Here is a 20,293-nt window from a genome sequence, read left to right as displayed (position 1 = left end):
ATAACCAATAACGCCTTTAAATATACATATTATTAACAAGGTTTTTACTATCCGTACCACAAAGAAACATCATTAACAGCTCTGGCTGTTTTTGATTTAAATCAATGTTTAATCCTTGGAAAAAGGCTCCAAAAGGCGTTAAATTGTTCCCGATCAAAATGGCCGAAAAGTGGTAATTTTGCTATAAATTGATCGCCGTCGAAAAACGTAAATCTGTTCGAATAAAAACCTGTTTATTGTAAGGGTTTTGCAGCGTATTATATTTACGGGATCAATTTGGTTTTTTCTTAACGTATTTGTAACCTTTCATCATTGCTTTTTCCTCATGTAGAGAATAAGCAACGAAGAAGGGAAGCAGATTACTTTGTATTGGGGCATGCGTGTGGATCCTTATCTAACGGGGTTCACTCTCGGAGTCTTCATGCGATGAGCAAGGAGTCATAATGTTAGACGTAGTCGAACTGTCGCGCTTACAGTTTGCCTTGACCGCGATGTACCACTTCCTGTTTGTGCCGCTGACGCTCGGTATGGCGTTCCTGCTGGCCATCATGGAAACGGTTTACGTCCTCTCCGGCAAACAGATTTATAAAGATATGACCAAGTTCTGGGGCAAGTTGTTTGGTATCAACTTTGCGCTGGGCGTGGCAACCGGTCTGACCATGGAGTTCCAGTTCGGGACAAACTGGTCTTACTATTCCCACTATGTGGGGGATATTTTCGGTGCGCCGCTGGCCATTGAAGGTCTGATGGCCTTCTTCCTCGAATCCACCTTTGTAGGTCTGTTCTTCTTCGGTTGGGACCGTCTGGGTAAAGTCCAGCATATGGCGGTAACCTGGCTGGTGGCATTAGGCTCCAACTTGTCCGCACTGTGGATCCTGGTGGCGAACGGCTGGATGCAAAACCCAATCGCATCTGATTTCAACTTCGAAACCATGCGTATGGAGATGGTCAGCTTCGCTGAGCTAGTCCTGAACCCGGTTGCTCAGGTTAAATTCGTTCACACCGTGGCGTCTGGCTATGTGTGCGGCGCGATGTTCGTGCTGGGCATCAGCTCCTACTATATGCTGCGCGGCCGCGACTTCGCCTTTGCCAAGCGTTCTTTTGCTATCGCAGCAAGCTTCGGTATGGCCGCGATTCTGTCCGTTATTGTTCTGGGTGATGAATCCGGTTACGAAATGGGCGACGTGCAGAAAACCAAACTCGCCGCAATTGAAGCTGAATGGGAAACCCAGCCGGCACCGGCAGCGTTTACCCTGTTCGGCGTGCCTGACCAGGAAGCGCAGGAAAACCGCTTCGCCATTCAAATTCCTTACGCTCTGGGTATTATCGCCACGCGCTCAGTCGACAAACAGGTGACTGGCCTGAAAGATCTGATGGTGCAGCATGAAGAGCGTATCCGTAACGGGATGAAAGCCTACTCGCTGCTGGAACAGCTGCGCGCCGGCTCTACCGACCAGGCCGTTCGCGATCAATTTAACGACGTGAAGAAAGACCTCGGTTACGGTCTGCTGCTGAAACGCTATACCCCGAACGTCTCCGACGCGACGGAAGCGCAGATTCAGATGGCAACCAAAGACTCTATTCCACGCGTTGCGCCGCTGTACTTCGCGTTCCGCATCATGGTGGGTTGCGGCATTATCATGCTGCTGATCATCGCGGCCTCGTTCTGGTCAGTCATTCGTAACCGTATCGGTGAGAAAAAATGGCTGCTGCGCACCGCGCTGTACGGTATCCCACTGCCATGGATTGCTATCGAGTCCGGCTGGTTTGTTGCGGAATATGGCCGTCAGCCGTGGGCGATCGGTGAGGTGCTGCCAACAGCGGTAGCAAACTCCTCCCTGACCGCAGGCGACCTGATCTTCTCCATGCTGCTCATTTGCGGTCTGTACACCCTGTTCCTGGTGGCTGAACTGTTCCTGATGTTCAAGTTCGCGCGCCTTGGCCCAAGCAGCCTGAAAACCGGTCGCTACCACTACGAGCAGTCTGTTGCGACTACTCAGCCGGCACGCTAAGACAGGAGTCATCAAATGATCGATTATGAAGTATTGCGTTTTATCTGGTGGCTGCTGATCGGTGTTCTGCTGATTGGTTTTGCGGTCACCGATGGTTTCGACATGGGCGTGGGCATGCTCACCCGTTTCCTCGGTCGTAATGACACCGAGCGTCGAATCATGATCAACTCCATCGCCCCGCACTGGGACGGTAACCAGGTGTGGCTGATCACCGCAGGCGGCGCGCTGTTCGCTGCCTGGCCGATGGTCTACGCGGCTGCGTTCTCCGGCTTCTATGTGGCGATGATTCTGGTGCTGGCTTCTTTATTCTTCCGTCCGGTGGGTTTCGACTACCGTTCCAAGATTGAAGACACCCGCTGGCGTAACATGTGGGACTGGGGCATCTTCATCGGTAGCTTCGTTCCACCGCTGGTCATTGGTGTAGCGTTCGGTAACCTGTTGCAGGGCGTACCGTTCCACGTCGACGAATATATGCGTCTGTTCTATACCGGTAACTTCTTCCAGCTGCTGAATCCGTTTGGTCTGCTGGCGGGCGTGGTGAGCGTGGCGATGATCATCACCCAGGGGGCAACCTATCTCCAGATGCGTACCGTAGGTGAACTGCATCTGCGTTCCCGCGCTACCGCTCAGGTGGCGGCGCTGGTGACGCTGGTCTGCTTCGCGCTGGCAGGCGTGTGGGTGGTGTATGGTATTGATGGATACGTGGTGACGTCTGCTATCAACCATGCTGCGCCGTCTAACCCGCTGACCAAAGAGGTGGCGCGTCAGGCCGGTGCATGGCTGGTGAACTTCAACAATACCCCTGTGCTGTGGGCTATCCCGGCTCTGGGTGTGCTGCTGCCGCTGCTGACCGTGCTGACGTCTCGTCTGGAGAAAGGCGCTCTGGCGTTCGTATTCTCTTCCCTGACGCTGGCGTGCATCATCCTGACGGCCGGTATTGCGATGTTCCCGTTCGTGATGCCATCCAGCACCATGATGAATGCCAGTCTGACCATGTGGGATGCAACGTCCAGCCATATGACGCTGAACTTAATGACCTATGTTGCTTGCGTGTTCGTTCCGATTGTTCTGGCTTACACCATCTGGTGTTACTGGAAAATGTTCGGTCGTATCACTAAAGAACATATCGAAAGCAACACCCACTCTATGTACTAAGTAAGGAGCTGAATATGTGGTATTTCGCATGGATTTTAGGGACGCTTCTTGCCTGTGCGTTTGGTGTCATCACTGCCCTGGCGCTTGAGCATGTAGAAGCGACCAAAGCAGGTGAAGAAAAGCACTAATGAATATTATCGCAACGTTATATGCGGTAATGGATAAGCGCCCCTTGAGGGCGCTTTCCCTCATTATGGCATTACTGCTGGCAGGCTGTATCTTCTGGGACCCGTCGCGCTTCGCGGCGAAAACCAGCGAGCTTGAAATCTGGCACGGCTTCCTGATTATGTGGGCGGTGTGCGCAGGCGTGATTCACGGTGTCGGCTTTCGTCCGAAAGCGCTTCACTGGCAGGGCATCTTCTGCCCACTGATTGCCGATCTGGTTCTCCTCGCCGGTTTGATTTTCTTCTTCTTCTGAATAAGAAATGTCCGTTAACGTTATGGGCTTACCCTGGCCCATAAAAATTTACTCTCCGTTTACTTTCCCCCATTCCAAACCATCATTCCCGCGCGTATAGTAGCGAAGTTTGAAAGCTCCAACTTTTCTTGTATTACCGGGATGTAAAGTGAATACAACGCTGTTTCGATGGCCGGTACGTGTCTATTACGAAGATACTGATGCCGGTGGTGTGGTCTACCACGCCAGCTACGTTGCTTTTTATGAACGGGCACGCACAGAGATGCTGCGCCATCATCACTTTAGTCAACAGGTGCTGTTGGCTGAGCGAGTTGCCTTCGTGGTACGCAAGATGACGCTTGAGTATTTTGCGCCTGCCAGACTCGACGATATGCTCGAAGTTCAAACAGAAATTACATCAATGCGCGGAACTTCACTGGTTTTCACGCAGCGGATAGTCAATGCAGAGAATACGGTACTGAACTCAGCTGAAGTCCTGATTGTCTGTGTTGATCCAACCATAATGAAGCCTCGTGCGCTTCCTAAGTCTATTGTCGCGGAGTTTAAGCAGTGACTGACATGAATATCCTTGATTTGTTCCTGAAGGCAAGCCTTCTGGTTAAACTTATCATGTTGATTTTGATTGGTTTTTCAATCGCATCCTGGGCCATCATCATCCAGAGAACGCGTATCCTCAATGCCGCTGGCCGCGAAGCCGAAGCGTTTGAAGATAAGTTCTGGTCGGGTATTGAGCTTTCTCGTCTGTACCAGGAAAGCCAGGGACGCCGTGATAACCTTTCAGGCTCCGAACAAATTTTCTACAGCGGTTTCAAAGAGTTCGCTCGCTTACATCGCGCTAACAGCCATGCGCCGGAAGCCGTGGTAGAAGGAGCGTCGCGTGCGATGCGCATCTCCATGAACCGCGAACTGGAAAATCTTGAAACGCATATTCCTTTCCTCGGAACCGTTGGCTCCATCAGCCCGTATATCGGCCTGTTTGGTACGGTGTGGGGGATCATGCACGCCTTTATCGCCCTTGGGGCGGTGAAACAGGCAACGTTGCAGATGGTTGCGCCGGGTATCGCAGAAGCACTGATCGCGACCGCAATCGGTCTGTTCGCCGCAATTCCGGCGGTAATGGCGTACAACCGTCTGAACCAGCGCGTGAACAAACTGGAACTGAACTACGACAACTTTATGGAAGAGTTCACCGCGATTCTGCATCGTCAGGCGTTTACCAGCACCGAGAGCAACAAGGGGTAAACCATGGCCAGATCGCGTGGACGAGGTCGTCGCGAGCTCAAGTCCGAAATCAATATCGTTCCGTTACTGGACGTGCTGCTGGTGCTGCTGCTGATCTTTATGGCGACAGCGCCCATCATCACCCAGAGCGTGGAAGTTGATCTGCCGGATGCGACAGAATCACAGGCGGTAAGCACCAATGACGATCCTCCGGTCATCATTGAGGTTTCCGGCGTAGGGCAGTACAGCGTGGTGGTAGAGAAAGATCGTATGGATCAGCTTCCGCCAGAGCAGGTTATTGCTGAAGCGCAACGACGCCTGGAGTCAAATCCGAAGACGGTCTTCTTAATCGGTGGTGCGAAAGACGTACCATATGATGAAATTATCAAAGCGCTGAACTTGCTACATAGCGCGGGCGTTAAGTCAGTTGGCTTAATGACTCAGCCTATTTGATCATCTGCGTAGTTTTTGGGAACCGATAGTGTCAAAGGCAACCGAACAGAACGACAAGCTTAAGCGAGCGATAATCGTCTCCGCAGTGCTGCACGTAATTCTTTTTGCAGCGCTGATCTGGAGTTCGTTCGATGAGCACCTTGATGCATCAGGCGGCAGTGGAGGCTCGTCCATCGACGCCGTCATGGTGGATCCCGGTGCGGTAGTGCAGAACTATAATCGCCAGCAACAGCAGCAGGCGAGCGCAAAACGCGCGGAAGAACAGCGTGAAAAACAGGCGCAACAGCAGGCGGAAGAGCTGCGTGAAAAGCAGGCCGCCGAGCAGGAACGTCTGAAGCAGCTTGAGAAAGAGCGTTTGCAGGCGCAGGAAGCCGCAAAAGAGCAGGCGGAGCAGCAGAAACAGGCTGAAGCCGCAGCGAAGAAAGCTCAGGAACAGCAGAAGCAGGCGGAAGAGGCGGCAGCCAAAGCCGCAGCAGACGCGAAGGCGCAGGCAGATGCTCAGGCTAAGTTAGCCGCAGAAGCGGCGAAGAAAGCGGCGGCTGATGCGCAGAAGAAAGCGGAAGCCGAAGCGGCGAAGAAAGCCGCTGCTGATGCGAAGAAGAAAGCAGAAGCTGAAGCGGCGAAAAAAGCGGCGGCTGACGCACAGAAGAAAGCCGAAGCGGAAGCCGCCAAAAAAGCTGCGCAGGAAGCAGAGAAGAAAGCGGCTGCCGATGCTGCGAAAAAAGCGGCCGCCGCCGAGAAAGCTGCGGCAGAAAAAGCCGCCGCTGCGGAAAAAGCCGCTGCTGATAAAAAAGCGGCAGCTGAGAAAGCCGCTGCTGATAAGAAAGCGGCTGCCGAAAAAGCCGCGGCTAAAAAGGCCGCTGCTGCGGAAAAAGCCGCTGCCGCAGGGGTTGACGATCTGCTGGGCGACCTGAGCTCCGGTAAGAATGCACCGAAAACGGGCGGTGGGGCGAAAGGAAGTAACGCAGCACCGGCAGGAAGTGGTAACACTAAGAACAACGGTGCTTCTGGCGCTGAGATCAACGACTATAAGAATCAGATTGCTGCGGCTATTGCCAGCAGACTTAACGATAAATCGCTCTATACCGGGAAAACGTGCCGACTGCATATTAAACTGGCTACGGATGGTATGGTGCTGAGCGTTGAGTCAGAAGGGGGAGATGAAGCGTTATGCCAGGCTGCACTTGTGGCAGTGAACCAGGCAAAATTGCCAAAACCTCCGTCACAGGCTGTCTATGAAGTGTTCAAAGACGCTTCGCTGAACTTTAAGCCATAAGCAGAGCTGCGGTTATCGGGTTCTGATAGTTTTGTGTATTTGAGTTTGTTAACCTTCTGCTAAATTATCCAGGACTTATTGTTCGGATAAGGGAGATATGATGAAGCAGGCATTACGATTAGCTTTTGGTTTTTTAGTACTGTTGACGTCAGCAGTGCATGCCACAGTAAGCATCGACATTACCGACTGGAACGACTCAGCGCGTCCAATCGGTGTCGTTCCGTTCCAGTGGGCAGGCCCGGGCGCTGCGCCTGAAGATATTGGCGGCATTGTTGCAGCTGACCTGCGTAACAGCGGTAAATTTAACCCCTTAGATCGTTCTCGTCTGCCGCAGCAGCCGGGTACCGCTCAGGAAGTTCAACCTGCTGCATGGTCTGCACTGGGTATTGATGCCGTGGTTGTCGGACAGGTTACTCCTGCGCCAGACGGCGGCTATAACGTCGCTTATCAGCTGGTGGATACTGGCGGTGCGCCGGGTACCGTTCTGGCTCAAAACACGTATAAGGTGAACAAGCAGTGGCTGCGTTACGCAGGCCACACGGCGAGTGACGAAGTGTTTGAGAAGCTGACCGGTATTAAAGGTGCGTTCCGTACCCGTATCGCGTACGTAGTACAGACCAACGGCGGCCAGTTCCCTTATGAGCTGCGCGTCTCTGACTACGATGGCTACAACCAGTTCACCGTACACCGTTCACCACAGCCGCTGATGTCTCCGGCATGGTCTCCGGACGGCTCTAAGCTGGCGTACGTGACCTTCGAAAGCGGCCGTTCCGCGCTGGTCATCCAGACGCTCTCTAACGGTGCTGTGCGTCAGGTTGCGTCATTCCCGCGTCACAACGGTGCGCCTGCGTTCTCTCCGGACGGTACCAAACTGGCGTTTGCCCTGTCTAAAACCGGTAGCCTGAACCTGTACGTGATGGATATTGGTTCTGGTCAGATCCGTCAGGTCACGGATGGTCGTAGCAACAACACTGAGCCAACCTGGTTCCCGGACAGCCAGAATCTGGCCTTTACGTCTGACCAGGCAGGTCGTCCACAAGTTTATAAAGTGAATATCAACGGCGGAGCAGCGCAGCGTATTACCTGGGAAGGTTCTCAGAACCAGGATGCTGACGTCAGTGCCGATGGTAAAACAATGGTAATGGTCAGTACTGCGGGTGGTCAGCAGCACATTGCCAAACAAGATCTGGTAACGGGGGGCGTACAAGTACTGTCGTCAACGTTCCTGGATGAAACGCCAAGTCTGGCACCTAACGGCACCATGGTAATCTACAGCTCTTCTCAGGGGATGGGATCCGTGCTGAATCTGGTTTCTACAGATGGGCGTTTCAAAGCGCGTCTTCCGGCAACTGATGGACAGGTAAAATCACCTGCCTGGTCGCCGTATCTGTAATAATAATTAATTGATTACTAAAGGAATCTTAGAAATGCAACTGAACAAAGTGCTGAAGGGGCTGATGATCGCTCTGCCTGTTATGGCAATCGCAGCGTGTTCTTCTAACAAGAACGCAAGCAATGACCAGAGCGGCGAAGGCATGATGGGTGCCGGCACCGGTATGGACGCTAACGGCAATGGCAATATGTCTTCTGAAGAGCAAGCGCGTCTTCAGATGCAGCAGTTACAGCAGAACAACATCGTTTACTTCGATCTGGATAAATACGACATCCGTTCTGACTTCGCTGCAATGCTGGATGCGCACGCAAACTTCCTGCGTAGCAACCCGTCTTACAAAGTCACCGTAGAAGGTCATGCGGACGAACGTGGTACTCCGGAGTACAACATCTCCCTGGGTGAACGTCGTGCAAACGCTGTGAAAATGTACCTCCAGGGTAAAGGCGTTTCTGCTGACCAGATCTCCATCGTTTCTTACGGTAAAGAAAAACCAGCAGTACTGGGTCACGACGAAGCGGCTTACTCCAAAAACCGTCGTGCCGTACTCGTTTACTAAGAGAATTGCATGAGCAGTAACTTCAGACATCATCTGATGAGTCTGTCGTTACTGGTTGGAATAGCGGCCCCCTGGGCCGCTTTTGCTCAGGCACCAATCAGTAGTGTCGGCTCAGGCTCGGTAGAAGACCGGGTCACTCAACTCGAGCGTATTTCTAACGCTCACAGCCAGCTTTTAACTCAACTCCAGCAGCAGCTTTCCGATAACCAGAATGATATTGATTCCCTTCGTGGCCAGATCCAGGAGAGTCAGTATCAGCTTAATCAGGTTGTGGAGCGCCAGAAGCAAATTTTGTTGCAGATGGATAGCCTGAACAGCGGCGGAGCAGCAGCACAGCCAGCAGCAGGCGATCAAAGCGGTGCGGCGACGCCTGCACCTGCGGCAGATGCCTCCGCGTCGTCTGGTGCGCCTGTACAGAGCGGTGACGCGAATACGGACTACAACGCGGCCATTGCCCTGGTGCAGGACAAATCGCGCCAGGACGATGCTATCGTTGCGTTTCAGAACTTCGTTAAGAAGTACCCTGATTCCACTTACCAGCCAAATGCGAACTACTGGCTGGGTCAGTTGAATTACAACAAGGGTAAAAAGGATGATGCGGCGTTTTATTTTGCCTCTGTGGTGAAAAATTACCCGAAATCACCGAAAGCGCCTGATGCGATGTATAAAGTCGGCGTGATCATGCAGGACAAAGGCGACACTGCAAAAGCCAAAGCGGTTTATCAGCAGGTGGTTGCGAAATTCCCGGGTACAGACGGCGCCAAACAAGCGCAAAAACGTTTGAGTTCGATGGGTTGATTATCGCATGACCAGAAATCGCGTCATTTCTGGTCGTGCAGCATGATTCCTAAGCAGTTAAGTGATCTTCATCGAAATTTTTGTTGCGCAGAATTCTTAAATCAGTAATATATGCCGCCGTTGCCACGGGATATCAAACAACGTGAAAGCAGCGCAAAAGTGGGTCGTTAGCTCAGTTGGTAGAGCAGTTGACTTTTAATCAATTGGTCGCAGGTTCGAATCCTGCACGACCCACCACTTAAAGCAGTTCCGGCAGTACAGAGTGGGTGATTAGCTCAGTTGGTAGAGCATCTCCTTTACACGGAGGGGGTCGGCGGTTCGAGCCCGTCATCACCCACCACTCGGGTCGTTAGCTCAGTTGGTAGAGCAGTTGACTTTTAATCAATTGGTCGCAGGTTCGAATCCTGCACGACCCACCAATTTTATTGGTTCCGAGTGATGATTCAGGCAACACCCGAATGGGTCGTTAGCTCAGTTGGTAGAGCAGTTGACTTTTAATCAATTGGTCGCAGGTTCGAATCCTGCACGACCCACCAGCCTGAATAGATTTGAAGTACATCCCGCAAGGGGTCGTTAGCTCAGTTGGTAGAGCAGTTGACTTTTAATCAATTGGTCGCAGGTTCGAATCCTGCACGACCCACCAATTTTAATGTTTTACTCAGATATTAAACGTGAAGGATAACGTTGCTTTAGCAACGGCCCGAAGGGCGAGGCGAAGCCGAGTCATCCTGCACGACCCACCAGTGTTGAAAGGCGCCCTAAAGGCGCCTTTTTGCTATCTGTCGTTCGTCAGGGCCTTGTAGGTCGGGTAAGGCGAAGCCGCCACCCGACAAATGCTACCGGTATCAAATCCCGATGACATTCCCCCTCAAATTCGCTATCTTGTTTAGTATATAAAACACCATTGCCTCATTTTTGTTATCTCATGCAAAACAAAGGCAATATTGTTAAGCCAGTAAAACGAGAAGCCATAATGAGTGTGATGTTTGATCCCGAAACCGCAATCTATCCCTTCCCGCCGAAGCCCGCTCCGCTAAGCCGGGATGAAAAACAGTTCTATCGTGAGAAAATCAAGCGCCTGCTTAAAGAGCGTGATGCGGTGATGGTGGCGCATTACTACACCGACCCGGAAATTCAGCAGCTGGCGGAAGAGACGGGCGGCTGTATTTCAGACTCCCTGGAAATGGCGCGTTTCGGTGCTAAACATCCTGCCTCCACGCTGCTGGTTGCAGGTGTGCGCTTCATGGGCGAAACGGCAAAAATTCTCAGCCCGGAAAAAACCATACTGATGCCGACGCTGAATGCCGAATGCTCCCTTGACCTCGGTTGCCCGATTGATGAGTTCACCGCCTTCTGTGATGCCCACCCTGATCGTACCGTGGTGGTCTATGCCAACACGTCTGCGGCGGTGAAAGCCCGGGCAGACTGGGTAGTGACGTCCAGTATCGCCGTTGAGCTGATTGAGCATCTGGACAGCCTGGGGGAGAAAATCATCTGGGCGCCCGATCGTCACCTGGGAAACTACGTACAAAAACAGACCGGTGCGGATGTACTGTGCTGGCAGGGTGCCTGTATCGTTCACGACGAGTTTAAGACCCAGGCCCTGACGCGCATGAGAGGGTTATACCCGGACGCCGCGATTCTGGTGCACCCGGAATCCCCGCAGTCCATCGTCGACATGGCGGATGCCGTCGGGTCAACCAGCCAGCTTATTCATGCTGCGAAAACCCTCCCGCACAAGCAGCTCATTGTGGCGACCGATCGCGGTATCTTCTATAAGATGCAGCAGGCCGTGCCGGAAAAAACGTTGCTCGAAGCGCCGACCGCCGGAGAAGGGGCGACCTGCCGAAGCTGCGCGCATTGTCCGTGGATGGCGATGAATGGGCTCAAAGCGCTTGCGGAGGGGCTGGAGAACGGTGGCGAAGCGCATGAGATCCACGTGGATGCCGCTCTGCGTGAAGGCGCGTTAATTCCACTTAACCGTATGCTGGATTTTGCGGCTACACTACGTACTTAACTCATTACGCCCCGGAGAAAAAATGGATTTTTTTAGCACACAGAACATCCTGGTTCATATTCCGATTGGTGCGGGCGGCTATGACCTGTCGTGGATTGAAGCGGTCGGTACGCTGGCCGGTTTACTCTGTATCTGGCTGGCCAGCCTTGAGAAGATCAGCAACTATGCGTTCGGGCTGATAAACGTCACGCTGTTTGCGATCATCTTTTTCCAGATCCAGCTCTACGCCAGCCTGCTTCTACAGCTGTTCTTCTTCGCAGCCAATATCTATGGCTGGTACGCCTGGTCTCGGCAAAACAGTCAGCAGGAGGCGGAACTGCAAATCCGCTGGCTGCCGTTGCCAAAAGCCATCGCCTGGTTCGCGGCCTGCGTGGTGGCTATCGGCTTTATGACCGTCTTTATTGATCCGGTATTTGCCTTCCTGACGCGCGTGGCGGTCTCGGTCATGTCGGGTCTGGGATTAAACGTGACGATGCCTGTGCTTCAGCCGGATGCCTTCCCGTTCTGGGATTCGTGCATGATGGTGTTGTCGATTGCCGCAATGATCCTGATGACCCGTAAATACGTTGAGAACTGGCTGCTGTGGGTGGTCATCAACGTCATTAGCGTGGTGATTTTTGCCCGTCAGGGTGTTTATGCCATGTCGCTGGAGTATATGCTGCTGACCGTCATTGCCCTGAACGGTAGCCGCATGTGGATTAACAGCGCGCGTGAGCGTGGCTCTCGCGCGCTTTCCCGTTAATGGTGATGGACGTGTGAGTGGCCGGACTGCGCCTCGTTCAGGTGACAGTCTGGCCCGTTACAGGGCTGATACTCCATCTGAATGGTGGCGTGCGCAATTTCGTAGTGATGCTCAAGGAAGTGCCGAATACGTTCAAGCAACGCATCGTGATCGTGGGGCGGAATAACCTGAACGTGCAGCGTCATAAGCGGTTTCTCACCCACCAGCCAGACGTGAACGTGGTGAACGTTACGGACTTCAGGAATGGAACGACACAGATTGCGTTTTAGCTCGCCAATATCCAGCGACGTGGGAGCGCCTTCCAGCAGCTCATTGACGCTCTCTTTCAACAGCCGCCAAGCACTGCGTAATACAAGGCACGATACCAGCACGGAAAGAATCGGGTCGATGGGGGTCCAGCCCGTGCCCATAATGATCAGCGCGGCTACGATGGCCCCTACGGAACCCAGCAGATCGCCCAGTACATGAAGCGCCGCGGCCCGTACGTTCAGATTTTTTTCACTGCTGCCGCGGTGCAATATCCAGAACGCCAGAATATTGGCGACCAACCCGGCAATGGCGATAACCATCATTGTCGTCCCGGCTACCGGTTGGGGATGACGAAAGCGCTGAAATGCCTCCCAGACGATAAGAATGGTAATGACAACCAGTGCAATCGCATTCACAAAGGCGGCAAGCGTGGTCAGTCTGAGCCAGCCAAAGGTGTGGCGGGCATTGGGAGGGCGACGGGCAAACTGCACGGCCAGCAGAGCAAACAGGAGCGCGGCAGCGTCGGTCAGCATATGCCCGGCATCGGCCAGCAGCGCCAGCGATCCGGATATCAGCCCGCCTGTTACCTCAATTATCATAAAGGTGGCAGTGACGCCAAAAGCCAGCAAAAGCCGTTTGGCATTTTCATCGCCAGTGGAGTGGGAATGGGAGTGGGAGTGCGCCATGGTATCGTTCCTGATTTATTATTATTTTTAGTGTAGCGTTTTTAAGAGCTTAAATAAAAAAGGAGAGCATTCGCTCTCCCTGTTTTACCTTACGGAAGGTTACTGGGTAGTACCGTCCGTTTTGGTATTGGCATCGCTGCCCACTTTGTCATTCGGGTCTGGGCATTTTCCGTCTTTACACACTGAGTTTTTGTGCACCTCGTCGGTGCTCATACCGTCATGGTTCATCGTGCCTGTGCTCGTCCCGCCGGTATTGGTATTGCCCGTGTTGATATTACTGTTATCAACATTGTTTGGCGCAATATTCTGTTTTGCATCCGGCGCAACCTGGCCCGCCTCGGCAGCGGCATTCGCGTCGCCGTTGCTGCCGGATGAGCCTGCATCAGCAGCCAGTACGCTACCGCTTGCCAGGGTAAGGGTTGCCGTCAGGAAAAGCGTAGTCAGTTTCGTCATTTTCATCATGGTGCTCCTGTTCTTATCGTTACGCTGGATAACATTCTCCAACAGTGCATCTTGTTCAGTGGCGAAAGATCCCGGTTTCCTGATTTATGTCAGGATGGAATCGCGTATAAATATTTAAAAACAGTCGTTACAAGTAAAAAGCTTAGGCCAGATCTCATTTTTCGCTATTTTGTTGCGTATTTTAGGCGAATTCCAGGAATTATCTGCGCGAAGTGTAAAAGCCCGTTTACACTTCGTGGCCGACAAGTTAGATTGAAAGGATTGCTTTCATTACTAAAGATATGGCAGAGCCGGAAAGAAGATGAATTATCAGAACGACGATTTACGCATTAAAGAGATCAATGAGTTATTACCTCCCGTAGCGCTCCTTGAAAAATTCCCCGCCACCGAAAATGCCGCCAACACGGTGTCTCATGCCCGCAAGGCGATCCACAAGATCCTGAAAGGTAGCGACGATCGTCTTCTGGTAGTCATTGGGCCGTGCTCCATTCACGATCCTGCTGCGGCCAAAGAGTATGCGTCGCGCCTGCTCGCCCTGCGTGAAGAGCTGAAAGGCGAACTGGAAATCGTGATGCGCGTTTATTTCGAAAAACCGCGTACCACCGTGGGCTGGAAAGGGTTGATCAACGATCCGCATATGGACAACAGTTTCCAGATCAACGACGGCCTGCGCATTGCGCGTAAGCTGCTGCTGGAGATCAACGACAGCGGGCTGCCTGCTGCCGGTGAATTCCTCGATATGATCACCCCGCAGTATCTGGCTGACCTGATGAGCTGGGGCGCTATTGGCGCGCGTACGACTGAATCTCAGGTTCACCGTGAACTGGCATCTGGCCTGTCATGCCCGGTGGGTTTCAAAAATGGCACTGATGGCACCATTAAGGTAGCCATTGACGCCATCAATGCGGCGGGCGCGCCGCACTGCTTCCTGTCGGTGACCAAGTGGGGCCACTCGGCTATCGTGAATACCAGCGGTAATGGCGATTGCCATATCATACTGCGCGGCGGTAAAGAGCCTAACTACAGTGCTAAACACGTAGCGGAGGTAAAAGCAGGGCTGGAGAAAGCGGGTCTGGCACCGCAGGTGATGATCGATTTCAGCCATGCCAACTCCAGCAAACAGTTTAAAAAGCAGATGGAAGTCGGCGCAGATGTGTGTCAGCAAATCGCCAGCGGTGAACGTGCAGTGATTGGGGTGATGATTGAGAGCCATCTGGTGGAAGGCAACCAGAATCTGGAGGGCAGCGAGCCGCTGGTCTACGGTAAAAGCGTGACGGATGCCTGCATTGGCTGGGACGATACCGATGCGATCCTGCGTCAGCTGGCGGATGCGGTAAAAGCGCGTCGCGGCTAAGTTTGTCGCGGGCAATAAAAAAGCGTGGATTGCTCCACGCTTTTTTTATGTCCGGCGAATATTACTTCGCTTTACCCTGGTTCGCCACGGCCGCCGCTTTTGCAGCGATTTCGTCGGCGTTACCCAGGTAGTAATGTTTAACTGGCTTGAAGTTTTCGTCGAACTCGTACACCAGCGGCACGCCGGTAGGGATGTTCAGCTCGAGGATTTCATCTTCACCCATGTTGTCCAGGTATTTCACCAGCGCACGCAGGGAGTTACCGTGAGCAGCGATAATGACGCGCTCGCCGCTTTTCAGGCGTGGCAGAATGGTTTCGTTCCAGTAAGGCACAACGCGGTCGATGGTCAGCGCCAGGCTTTCGGTCTGCGGCAGTTCAGCCTCAGTCAGCTTCGCGTAACGCGGATCGTGGCCCGGGTAGCGCTCGTCATCTTTGCTCAGCTCTGGAGGCGTGACCGCAAAACCACGACGCCACTGCTTAACCTGCTCGTCACCGTATTTTTCTGCGGTTTCCGCTTTGTTCAGACCTTGCAGCGCACCGTAGTGACGCTCGTTCAGTTTCCAGGATTTCTCAACCGGCAGCCAGGCCTGATCCAGCTCGTCCAGAATGTTCCACAGGGTATGGATGGCACGTTTCAGCACAGAGGTGTAAGCAAAGTCAAAGGTGAAGCCTTCATCTTTCAGCAGTTTACCTGCCGCTTTTGCTTCGCTCACGCCTTTCTCGGACAGATCAACGTCATACCAACCGGTGAAGCGGTTTTCGTTGTTCCACTGGCTTTCGCCGTGGCGCACCAGGACAAGCTTAGTATTAGCCATTTCTTACTCCTCAAGCATTTTGAATGATAACAATTCTCATTATATTGCCGTGACTGTGCCAGCAGCAACGCTTAACCCTAACCATAGCGAAAATAGTTCGAGAGTGTAAGATGCATGTGAATCCAGGGTTATGATTTTGTCTGCGATCGCCGCTATTTTCAGCAAGGCGGAGATAAAAAAGCCCTCGCGGTGAGGGCCAGGCTTTTTTGCCGGATGGCGCTTCGCTTATCAGGCCTACATTCGCAGGCCCGTGCGCCGCCGGACATTAAGCGCGCGGAATGAAATGATACTCGGTGACGCTTACGTACTCTTCACCCGGACGAAGCACACAGTCCGGCTGCGGCCATTCAGGATGGTTAGGCGTGTCCGGCAGGAACTCGCTCTCCAGCGCCAGTCCTTGCCAGGCGCCGTAGGCGTCATGTTCACGCGCCGTTGTACCCTCCAGATAGTTACCGGAGTAGAACTGTAGGGCGGGGGCGGTGGTGTAGACCGTCATCTGTAACTTCTCATCAGCAGACCAGACCTGTGCGGCAGGTTGAGAAAGATCGCCTTTCGCCTGCAACAGGAAAGCATGGTCGTAGCCTTTCACCTTGCGCTGATCGTCATCACTCAGGAAATCCTGAGCAATGGTTTTCGGCTGACGGAAATCAAAGCTATTTCCGCTTACCGGTTTCAGCCCCTGATAAGGGATACCCATCTCATCGACCGGCAGATACTCATCCGCCAGGATCTGGAGTTTGTGGCTGCGGACATCGGTCTGATTACCGTCAAGGTTGAAATAGGCGTGGTTAGTCAGATTGACCGGGCACGGCTTATCGACGGTCGCGCGGTACTCAATGGCGATGCGATTATCTTCGGTCAGGGTGAAGCGCGCGGTTGCAGTGAGATTGCCCGGGAAGCCCTGGTCTCCATCGAGGGAGTCCAGAGAGAACCAGACCTCACCGTCATTTTGCTGCACAATCTTCCAGCGACGTTTATCAAACCCTTCCGGGCCGCCGTGCAGCTGATTTTCGCCCTGGCTGGCAAGCAGGGAATATTCTACGCCGTCCAGCGTAAACCGGCTTCTGGCGATGCGGTTAGCGTAGCGGCCTATGGATGCGCCCAGAAAAGCGGTCTGCTCGATATACTGCTCCGGCGATGCGCAGCCGAGCAGGGTTTCGCGCACGCTGCCGTCAGGCATCGGTACGCGGGCAGAAAGTAACGTTGCGCCCCAGTCCATCAGCGTAACCACCATCCCGGCGCTGTTGCGCAGGGTTAACAGGCGATACGGCAGACCATCCGGTGCGAGTGTTGGTGTTTCGTTTAGCACTGTCCGGCTCCTTGTGATGCTTTGCAGACATAGAAAGTTTCTTTGATGCCCGTTTTGGCTTCGTACTGTTTAGCCACCGCGTCCTGAATGGCAGGGACCAGCTCTTCCGGCACCAGGGCGACGACGCACCCGCCGAATCCGCCGCCGGTCATACGCACGCCGCCTTTGTCGCCAATCGTGGCTTTCACAATTTCAACCAGGGTGTCGATTTGCGGCACGGTGATTTCGAAATCGTCACGCATGGAGGCATGCGATTCGGCCATCAGCTCGCCCATCCGTTTCAGGTCACCTTTCGCCAGCGCGGAGGCGGCTTCTACGGTACGGGCATTTTCCGTCAGTATATGACGCACGCGCTTCGTGACAACCGGGTCCAGCTCGTGGGCGACCTTGTTAAATTCATCAAGTGAGACATCACGCAGGGCTGGCTGCTGGAAGAAGCGCGCGCCGGTTTCGCACTGTTCGCGTCGGGTGTTGTACTCGCTGCCCACCAGGGTGCGTTTGAAGTTGCTGTTGATGATCACCACAGCCGCACCTTCAGGCAGCGGAACCGCTTTGGTCCCGAGGGAGCGGCAGTCAATCAGCAAAGCGTGTTCTTTCTTGCCCAGCGCGGAAATCAGCTGATCCATAATGCCGCAGTTGCAGCCCACGAACTGGTTTTCCGCTTCCTGACCGTTGAGGGCGATCTGCGCCCCGTCCAGCGGCAGATGATAAAGCTGCTGGAACACGGTGCCGACCGCCACTTCCAGCGATGCGGAAGAGCTTAATCCCGCCCCCTGCGGCACGTTGCCGCTGATCACCAGATCGGCCCCGCCGAAATTCTTGTTACGCTTTTGCAGGTGCTTCACCACGCCGCGAACATAGTTCGACCACTGCTGGCTGTCGTGGGTCACGATCGGCGCATCGAGGGAAAATTCGTCAATTTCGTTGCCGTAATCCGCGGCGATCACTCGCACCTGACGATCGTCGCGTTTCGCGCAGCTGATCACCGTCTGGTAGTCGATGGCACACGGCAGTACAAAACCGTCGTTATAGTCGGTGTGCTCGCCGATCAGATTAACACGGCCTGGCGCCTGGATAACATGGGTGGCAGGGTAGCCAAATTTTTCAGCAAACAGGGATTGTGTTTTATCTTTCAGACTCATTTTTAGACTCCTGATTCGCGGTAATGGACGTCGCTAACGGCACGCAGACGTTCTGCCGCCTGTTCCGCCGTCAGGTCGCGCTGGGTTTCCGCCAGCATTTCATAGCCCACCATAAATTTACGTACCGTCGCAGAACGCAGCAGCGGCGGGTAGAAGTGTGCATGTAACTGCCAGTGTTGATTCTCTTCGCCGTTAAACGGCGCGCCGTGCCAGCCCATGGAGTAGGGGAAGGAGCACTGGAAGAGGTTGTCGTAGCGGCTGGTCAGTTTTTTCAGCGCCAGAGCAAGGTCGTCACGCTGGGCGTCGCTGAGTTCGGTAATGCGCTGAACATGGGCCTTCGGCAGCAGCAGCGTCTCAAACGGCCACGCCGCCCAGTAAGGGACTACCGCAAGCCAGTGCTCGGTTTCCACCACGGTACGGCTGCCATCCGCCAGCTCACGCTGGGTGTAATCCACCAGCATCGGCGAACCGTTCTGGGCGAAATACGCTTTTTGCAGTCGGTCCTCACGCTCGGCTTCATTCGGCAGGAAGCTGTTCGCCCAGATCTGACCGTGTGGATGCGGGTTGGAGCAGCCCATCGCCGCGCCTTTGTTTTCGAACACCTGCACCCACGGATAGCTCTGCCCCAGTTCTGCGGTTTGCGCCTGCCAGGTGGTGACCACCTCTTTCAGGGCCTCCACGCTCAGCTCCGGCAGCGTTTTGCTGTGATCGGGCGAGAAGCAGATCACGCGGCTGGTGCCGCGGGCGCTTTCGCAGCGCATCAGCGGGTCATGGCTTTCCGGCGCGTCTGGCGTATCGGTCATCAGCGCGGCAAAGTCATTAGTAAACACGAAGGTGCCTTGGTAGTCCGGGTTTTTATCGCCCGTCACGCGCGTATTGCCCGGGCAGAGGAAACAGTCCGGATCATGCTGCGGCAGCGTCTGTTTGGCAGGCGTCTCTTGCGCCCCCTGCCAGGGGCGCTTGGCGCGATGCGGTGAAACTAAAATCCATTGCCCGCTGAGCGGGTTAAAACGACGATGCGGGTGATCGACGGGATTGAATTGCGTCATGACAAATCCTTAATCCGGATAACCCTGCGGATGGCGTGACTGCCAGTGCCAGGTATCCTGTGCCATTTCATCAAGCGTGCGGGTGACACGCCAGTTAAGCTCTTTATCCGCTTTGGTGGCATCGGCCCAGTAAGCCGGGAGGTCGCCATCACGGCGGGGAGCGAAGTGATACTTCACCGGCTTGCCGCAGGCTTTACTGAAGGCATTCACCACGTCCAGCACGCTGCTGCCGATCCCGGCGCCGAGGTTGTAAATATGCACGCCCGGTTTATCCGCCAGCTGCTGCATCGCCGCCACGTGGCCGTCGGCCAGATCCATGACGTGAATGTAATCGCGCACGCCGGTGCCATCTTCGGTGGGATAATCGTTACCAAAAATCGCCAGGGAATCGCGGCGCCCTACGGCAACCTGCGCGATATACGGCATCAGGTTATTAGGAATGCCCTGCGGATCTTCGCCCATATCACCTGACGGATGCGCGCCAACCGGGTTGAAGTAGCGCAGCAAGGCGATGCTCCACTCAGGCTGGGCTTTTTGCAGGTCGGTCAGGATCTGCTCTACCATCAGCTTGCTTTTGCCATACGGGCTTTGCGGCGTACCGGTCGGGAAGCTTTCAACGTAAGGAATTTTTGGCTGATCGCCGTAGACGGTCGCGGAGGAGCTGAAGATAAAGTTCTTAACGTTGGCCGCACGCATGGCGGAGATCAGACGCAGGGTACCGTTGACGTTGTTGTCATAGTACTCAAGCGGTTTTGCCACCGATTCGCCAACCGCTTTCAGGCCAGCGAAGTGGATAACGGTTTCAATCGCGTGATCGTGAAGGATTTCAGTCATCAACGCTTCATTGCGGATGTCGCCTTCCACGAAAGTCGGCTGTTTACCCGAAAGACGTTCAATGACCGGCAGCACGCTGCGCTTACTGTTGCACAGGTTATCAAGAATGACGACATCGTGGCCGCTTTGCAGCAGTTGCACACAGGTATGACTTCCTATGTAACCGCTACCACCTGTTACCAGAACTCGCATATTTCGCTCCATTAGGCTTATGGTATGAATTAACCATAGCATATCAGAGACGCGAAAAGTGTGACATGGGATAAAATAGTGGTATCGTTTACACTGGTTTTCACACCCGCTTTTTCACAGACTGAGTGCATTGTAGATCAAAGAGATAGAGATGTATTGTT

21 protein-coding genes and 5 tRNA genes are annotated in these 20,293 nt (G+C 53.8%); 19 read left to right on the top strand and 7 right to left on the bottom strand.

The window, feature by feature from the left end:
* Nucleotides 1-443: 443 nt before the first annotated feature.
* The 18 genes from cydA (at nt 444) to pnuC (ending at nt 12,041) form a co-directional block, all read left to right on the top strand.
* Entirely contained in the window at nt 444-2,012 is a 1,569-nt protein-coding gene (cydA, locus tag ACNQ0W_RS01950) for a cytochrome ubiquinol oxidase subunit I (protein WP_003858601.1), read from the top strand.
* 15 nt (nt 2,013-2,027) lie between these two features.
* The gene (cydB, locus tag ACNQ0W_RS01945; protein ID WP_023303309.1) at nt 2,028-3,167 is read left to right on the top strand and encodes a cytochrome d ubiquinol oxidase subunit II; all 1,140 of its coding nucleotides are present in this window, start codon (nt 2,028-2,030) and stop codon (nt 3,165-3,167) included.
* A gap of 14 nt (nt 3,168-3,181) precedes the next feature.
* Entirely contained in the window at nt 3,182-3,295 is a 114-nt protein-coding gene (cydX, locus tag ACNQ0W_RS01940; RefSeq protein WP_003858598.1) for a cytochrome bd-I oxidase subunit CydX, read from the top strand.
* Entirely contained in the window at nt 3,295-3,585 is a 291-nt protein-coding gene (gene ybgE, locus ACNQ0W_RS01935; protein WP_003858596.1) for a cyd operon protein YbgE, read from the top strand. The genes cydX and ybgE overlap by 1 nt, the downstream gene beginning before the upstream one ends.
* 148 nt (nt 3,586-3,733) lie before the next feature.
* Nucleotides 3,734-4,138, top strand: coding sequence for a tol-pal system-associated acyl-CoA thioesterase (ybgC, locus tag ACNQ0W_RS01930; RefSeq protein WP_003858593.1), 405 nt, complete (start codon nt 3,734-3,736; stop codon nt 4,136-4,138).
* Complete coding sequence (gene tolQ, locus ACNQ0W_RS01925; protein WP_003858590.1) at nt 4,135-4,827, top strand: Tol-Pal system protein TolQ; 693 nt, start codon at nt 4,135-4,137, stop codon at nt 4,825-4,827. Before ybgC ends, tolQ begins: the two co-directional genes overlap by 4 nt.
* 3 nt (nt 4,828-4,830) lie before the next feature.
* Nucleotides 4,831-5,259, top strand: coding sequence for a colicin uptake protein TolR (gene tolR / locus ACNQ0W_RS01920; RefSeq protein ID WP_003858589.1), 429 nt, complete (start codon nt 4,831-4,833; stop codon nt 5,257-5,259).
* A gap of 28 nt (nt 5,260-5,287) precedes the next feature.
* The gene (gene tolA, locus ACNQ0W_RS01915) at nt 5,288-6,535 is read left to right on the top strand and encodes a cell envelope integrity protein TolA (protein ID WP_047053039.1); all 1,248 of its coding nucleotides are present in this window, start codon (nt 5,288-5,290) and stop codon (nt 6,533-6,535) included.
* 100 nt (nt 6,536-6,635) lie between these two features.
* Complete coding sequence (tolB, locus tag ACNQ0W_RS01910; protein WP_017384962.1) at nt 6,636-7,928, top strand: Tol-Pal system beta propeller repeat protein TolB; 1,293 nt, start codon at nt 6,636-6,638, stop codon at nt 7,926-7,928.
* A gap of 34 nt (nt 7,929-7,962) precedes the next feature.
* A complete protein-coding gene (gene pal / locus ACNQ0W_RS01905; RefSeq protein WP_003858578.1) occupies nt 7,963-8,484 on the top strand; it encodes a peptidoglycan-associated lipoprotein Pal in 522 nt (173 codons plus the stop codon).
* Nucleotides 8,485-8,493: 9 nt separating this feature from the next.
* A complete protein-coding gene (gene cpoB / locus ACNQ0W_RS01900) occupies nt 8,494-9,282 on the top strand; it encodes a cell division protein CpoB (RefSeq protein WP_003858574.1) in 789 nt (262 codons plus the stop codon).
* Nucleotides 9,283-9,443: 161 nt separating this feature from the next.
* Nucleotides 9,444-9,519 (top strand) — tRNA-Lys (locus ACNQ0W_RS01895).
* A gap of 27 nt (nt 9,520-9,546) precedes the next feature.
* Nucleotides 9,547-9,622, top strand: a tRNA-Val gene (locus ACNQ0W_RS01890).
* 3 nt (nt 9,623-9,625) lie between these two features.
* Nucleotides 9,626-9,701 (top strand) — tRNA-Lys (locus tag ACNQ0W_RS01885).
* A 41-nt stretch (nt 9,702-9,742) separates the two neighbouring features.
* A tRNA-Lys gene (locus ACNQ0W_RS01880) sits at nt 9,743-9,818 on the top strand.
* Between the two features lie 31 nt (nt 9,819-9,849).
* Nucleotides 9,850-9,925, top strand: a tRNA-Lys gene (locus ACNQ0W_RS01875).
* 330 nt (nt 9,926-10,255) lie between these two features.
* The gene (nadA, locus tag ACNQ0W_RS01870) at nt 10,256-11,299 is read left to right on the top strand and encodes a quinolinate synthase NadA (RefSeq protein WP_062932179.1); all 1,044 of its coding nucleotides are present in this window, start codon (nt 10,256-10,258) and stop codon (nt 11,297-11,299) included.
* Between the two features lie 22 nt (nt 11,300-11,321).
* Nucleotides 11,322-12,041, top strand: a complete 720-nt coding sequence (pnuC, locus tag ACNQ0W_RS01865; RefSeq protein WP_062932178.1) for a nicotinamide riboside transporter PnuC — start codon at nt 11,322-11,324, stop codon at nt 12,039-12,041.
* On the opposite strand, the gene zitB is transcribed toward pnuC, so the two are convergent.
* Both zitB and ACNQ0W_RS01855 read right to left on the bottom strand, forming a co-directional pair.
* Entirely contained in the window at nt 12,038-12,976 is a 939-nt protein-coding gene (zitB, locus tag ACNQ0W_RS01860; protein WP_047053044.1) for a CDF family zinc transporter ZitB, read from the bottom strand. The two genes, pnuC and zitB, sit on opposite strands and share 4 nt — an antisense overlap.
* Before the next feature lie 99 nt (nt 12,977-13,075).
* A complete protein-coding gene (locus tag ACNQ0W_RS01855; RefSeq protein ID WP_062932177.1) occupies nt 13,076-13,435 on the bottom strand; it encodes a protein YbgS in 360 nt (119 codons plus the stop codon).
* Nucleotides 13,436-13,739: 304 nt separating this feature from the next.
* Here ACNQ0W_RS01855 and aroG point away from each other — a divergent pair, with 304 nt between their 5' ends.
* Nucleotides 13,740-14,792: a 3-deoxy-7-phosphoheptulonate synthase AroG gene (gene aroG, locus ACNQ0W_RS01850; protein WP_003858564.1), complete on the top strand. Its 1,053-nt coding sequence runs from the start codon at nt 13,740-13,742 to the stop codon at nt 14,790-14,792.
* A gap of 61 nt (nt 14,793-14,853) precedes the next feature.
* On the opposite strand, the gene gpmA is transcribed toward aroG, so the two are convergent.
* The 5 genes from gpmA to galE all read right to left on the bottom strand — a co-directional run bounded on the left by gpmA (nt 14,854) and on the right by galE (nt 20,132).
* On the bottom strand, nt 14,854-15,606 hold the full coding sequence (gene gpmA / locus ACNQ0W_RS01845; RefSeq protein ID WP_047053047.1) for a 2,3-diphosphoglycerate-dependent phosphoglycerate mutase: 753 nt from the start codon (nt 15,604-15,606) through the stop codon (nt 14,854-14,856).
* Between the two features lie 265 nt (nt 15,607-15,871).
* Nucleotides 15,872-16,915 (bottom strand): galactose-1-epimerase, encoded by a 1,044-nt coding sequence (gene galM / locus ACNQ0W_RS01840; protein WP_062932176.1) that lies wholly within the window; start codon nt 16,913-16,915, stop codon nt 15,872-15,874.
* On the bottom strand, nt 16,909-18,057 hold the full coding sequence (gene galK / locus ACNQ0W_RS01835; RefSeq protein WP_062932175.1) for a galactokinase: 1,149 nt from the start codon (nt 18,055-18,057) through the stop codon (nt 16,909-16,911). Before galK ends, galM begins: the two co-directional genes overlap by 7 nt.
* A gap of 2 nt (nt 18,058-18,059) precedes the next feature.
* Entirely contained in the window at nt 18,060-19,106 is a 1,047-nt protein-coding gene (gene galT / locus ACNQ0W_RS01830) for a galactose-1-phosphate uridylyltransferase (protein ID WP_062932174.1), read from the bottom strand.
* A gap of 9 nt (nt 19,107-19,115) precedes the next feature.
* On the bottom strand, nt 19,116-20,132 hold the full coding sequence (galE, locus tag ACNQ0W_RS01825) for a UDP-glucose 4-epimerase GalE (RefSeq protein ID WP_003858554.1): 1,017 nt from the start codon (nt 20,130-20,132) through the stop codon (nt 19,116-19,118).
* Nucleotides 20,133-20,293: the final 161 nt, after the last annotated feature.

It is taken from the genome of Enterobacter cloacae complex sp. 6730903 (genome assembly GCF_048283985.1).
GTDB lineage: Bacteria > Pseudomonadota > Gammaproteobacteria > Enterobacterales > Enterobacteriaceae > Enterobacter > Enterobacter hormaechei_C.
The sequence above is the reverse complement of the archived record's forward strand: the minus strand, read 5'-3'. Positions and strand labels throughout refer to the sequence as shown.

Coding starts and splice junctions, on each gene's coding strand:
- aroG (WP_003858564.1), top strand. CDS start 13,740: ATGAATTATCAGAACGACGATTTACGCATTAAAGAGATCAATGAGTTA.
- cydA (WP_003858601.1), top strand. CDS start 444: ATGTTAGACGTAGTCGAACTGTCGCGCTTACAGTTTGCCTTGACCGCG.
- cpoB (WP_003858574.1), top strand. CDS start 8,494: ATGAGCAGTAACTTCAGACATCATCTGATGAGTCTGTCGTTACTGGTT.
- nadA (WP_062932179.1), top strand. CDS start 10,256: ATGAGTGTGATGTTTGATCCCGAAACCGCAATCTATCCCTTCCCGCCG.
- tolR (WP_003858589.1), top strand. CDS start 4,831: ATGGCCAGATCGCGTGGACGAGGTCGTCGCGAGCTCAAGTCCGAAATC.
- pnuC (WP_062932178.1), top strand. CDS start 11,322: ATGGATTTTTTTAGCACACAGAACATCCTGGTTCATATTCCGATTGGT.
- galE (WP_003858554.1), bottom strand. CDS start 20,132: ATGCGAGTTCTGGTAACAGGTGGTAGCGGTTACATAGGAAGTCATACC.
- galT (WP_062932174.1), bottom strand. CDS start 19,106: ATGACGCAATTCAATCCCGTCGATCACCCGCATCGTCGTTTTAACCCG.
- ACNQ0W_RS01855 (WP_062932177.1), bottom strand. CDS start 13,435: ATGAAAATGACGAAACTGACTACGCTTTTCCTGACGGCAACCCTTACC.
- gpmA (WP_047053047.1), bottom strand. CDS start 15,606: ATGGCTAATACTAAGCTTGTCCTGGTGCGCCACGGCGAAAGCCAGTGG.
- zitB (WP_047053044.1), bottom strand. CDS start 12,976: ATGGCGCACTCCCACTCCCATTCCCACTCCACTGGCGATGAAAATGCC.
- cydX (WP_003858598.1), top strand. CDS start 3,182: ATGTGGTATTTCGCATGGATTTTAGGGACGCTTCTTGCCTGTGCGTTT.
- galK (WP_062932175.1), bottom strand. CDS start 18,057: ATGAGTCTGAAAGATAAAACACAATCCCTGTTTGCTGAAAAATTTGGC.
- ybgE (WP_003858596.1), top strand. CDS start 3,295: ATGAATATTATCGCAACGTTATATGCGGTAATGGATAAGCGCCCCTTG.
- cydB (WP_023303309.1), top strand. CDS start 2,028: ATGATCGATTATGAAGTATTGCGTTTTATCTGGTGGCTGCTGATCGGT.
- pal (WP_003858578.1), top strand. CDS start 7,963: ATGCAACTGAACAAAGTGCTGAAGGGGCTGATGATCGCTCTGCCTGTT.
- tolB (WP_017384962.1), top strand. CDS start 6,636: ATGAAGCAGGCATTACGATTAGCTTTTGGTTTTTTAGTACTGTTGACG.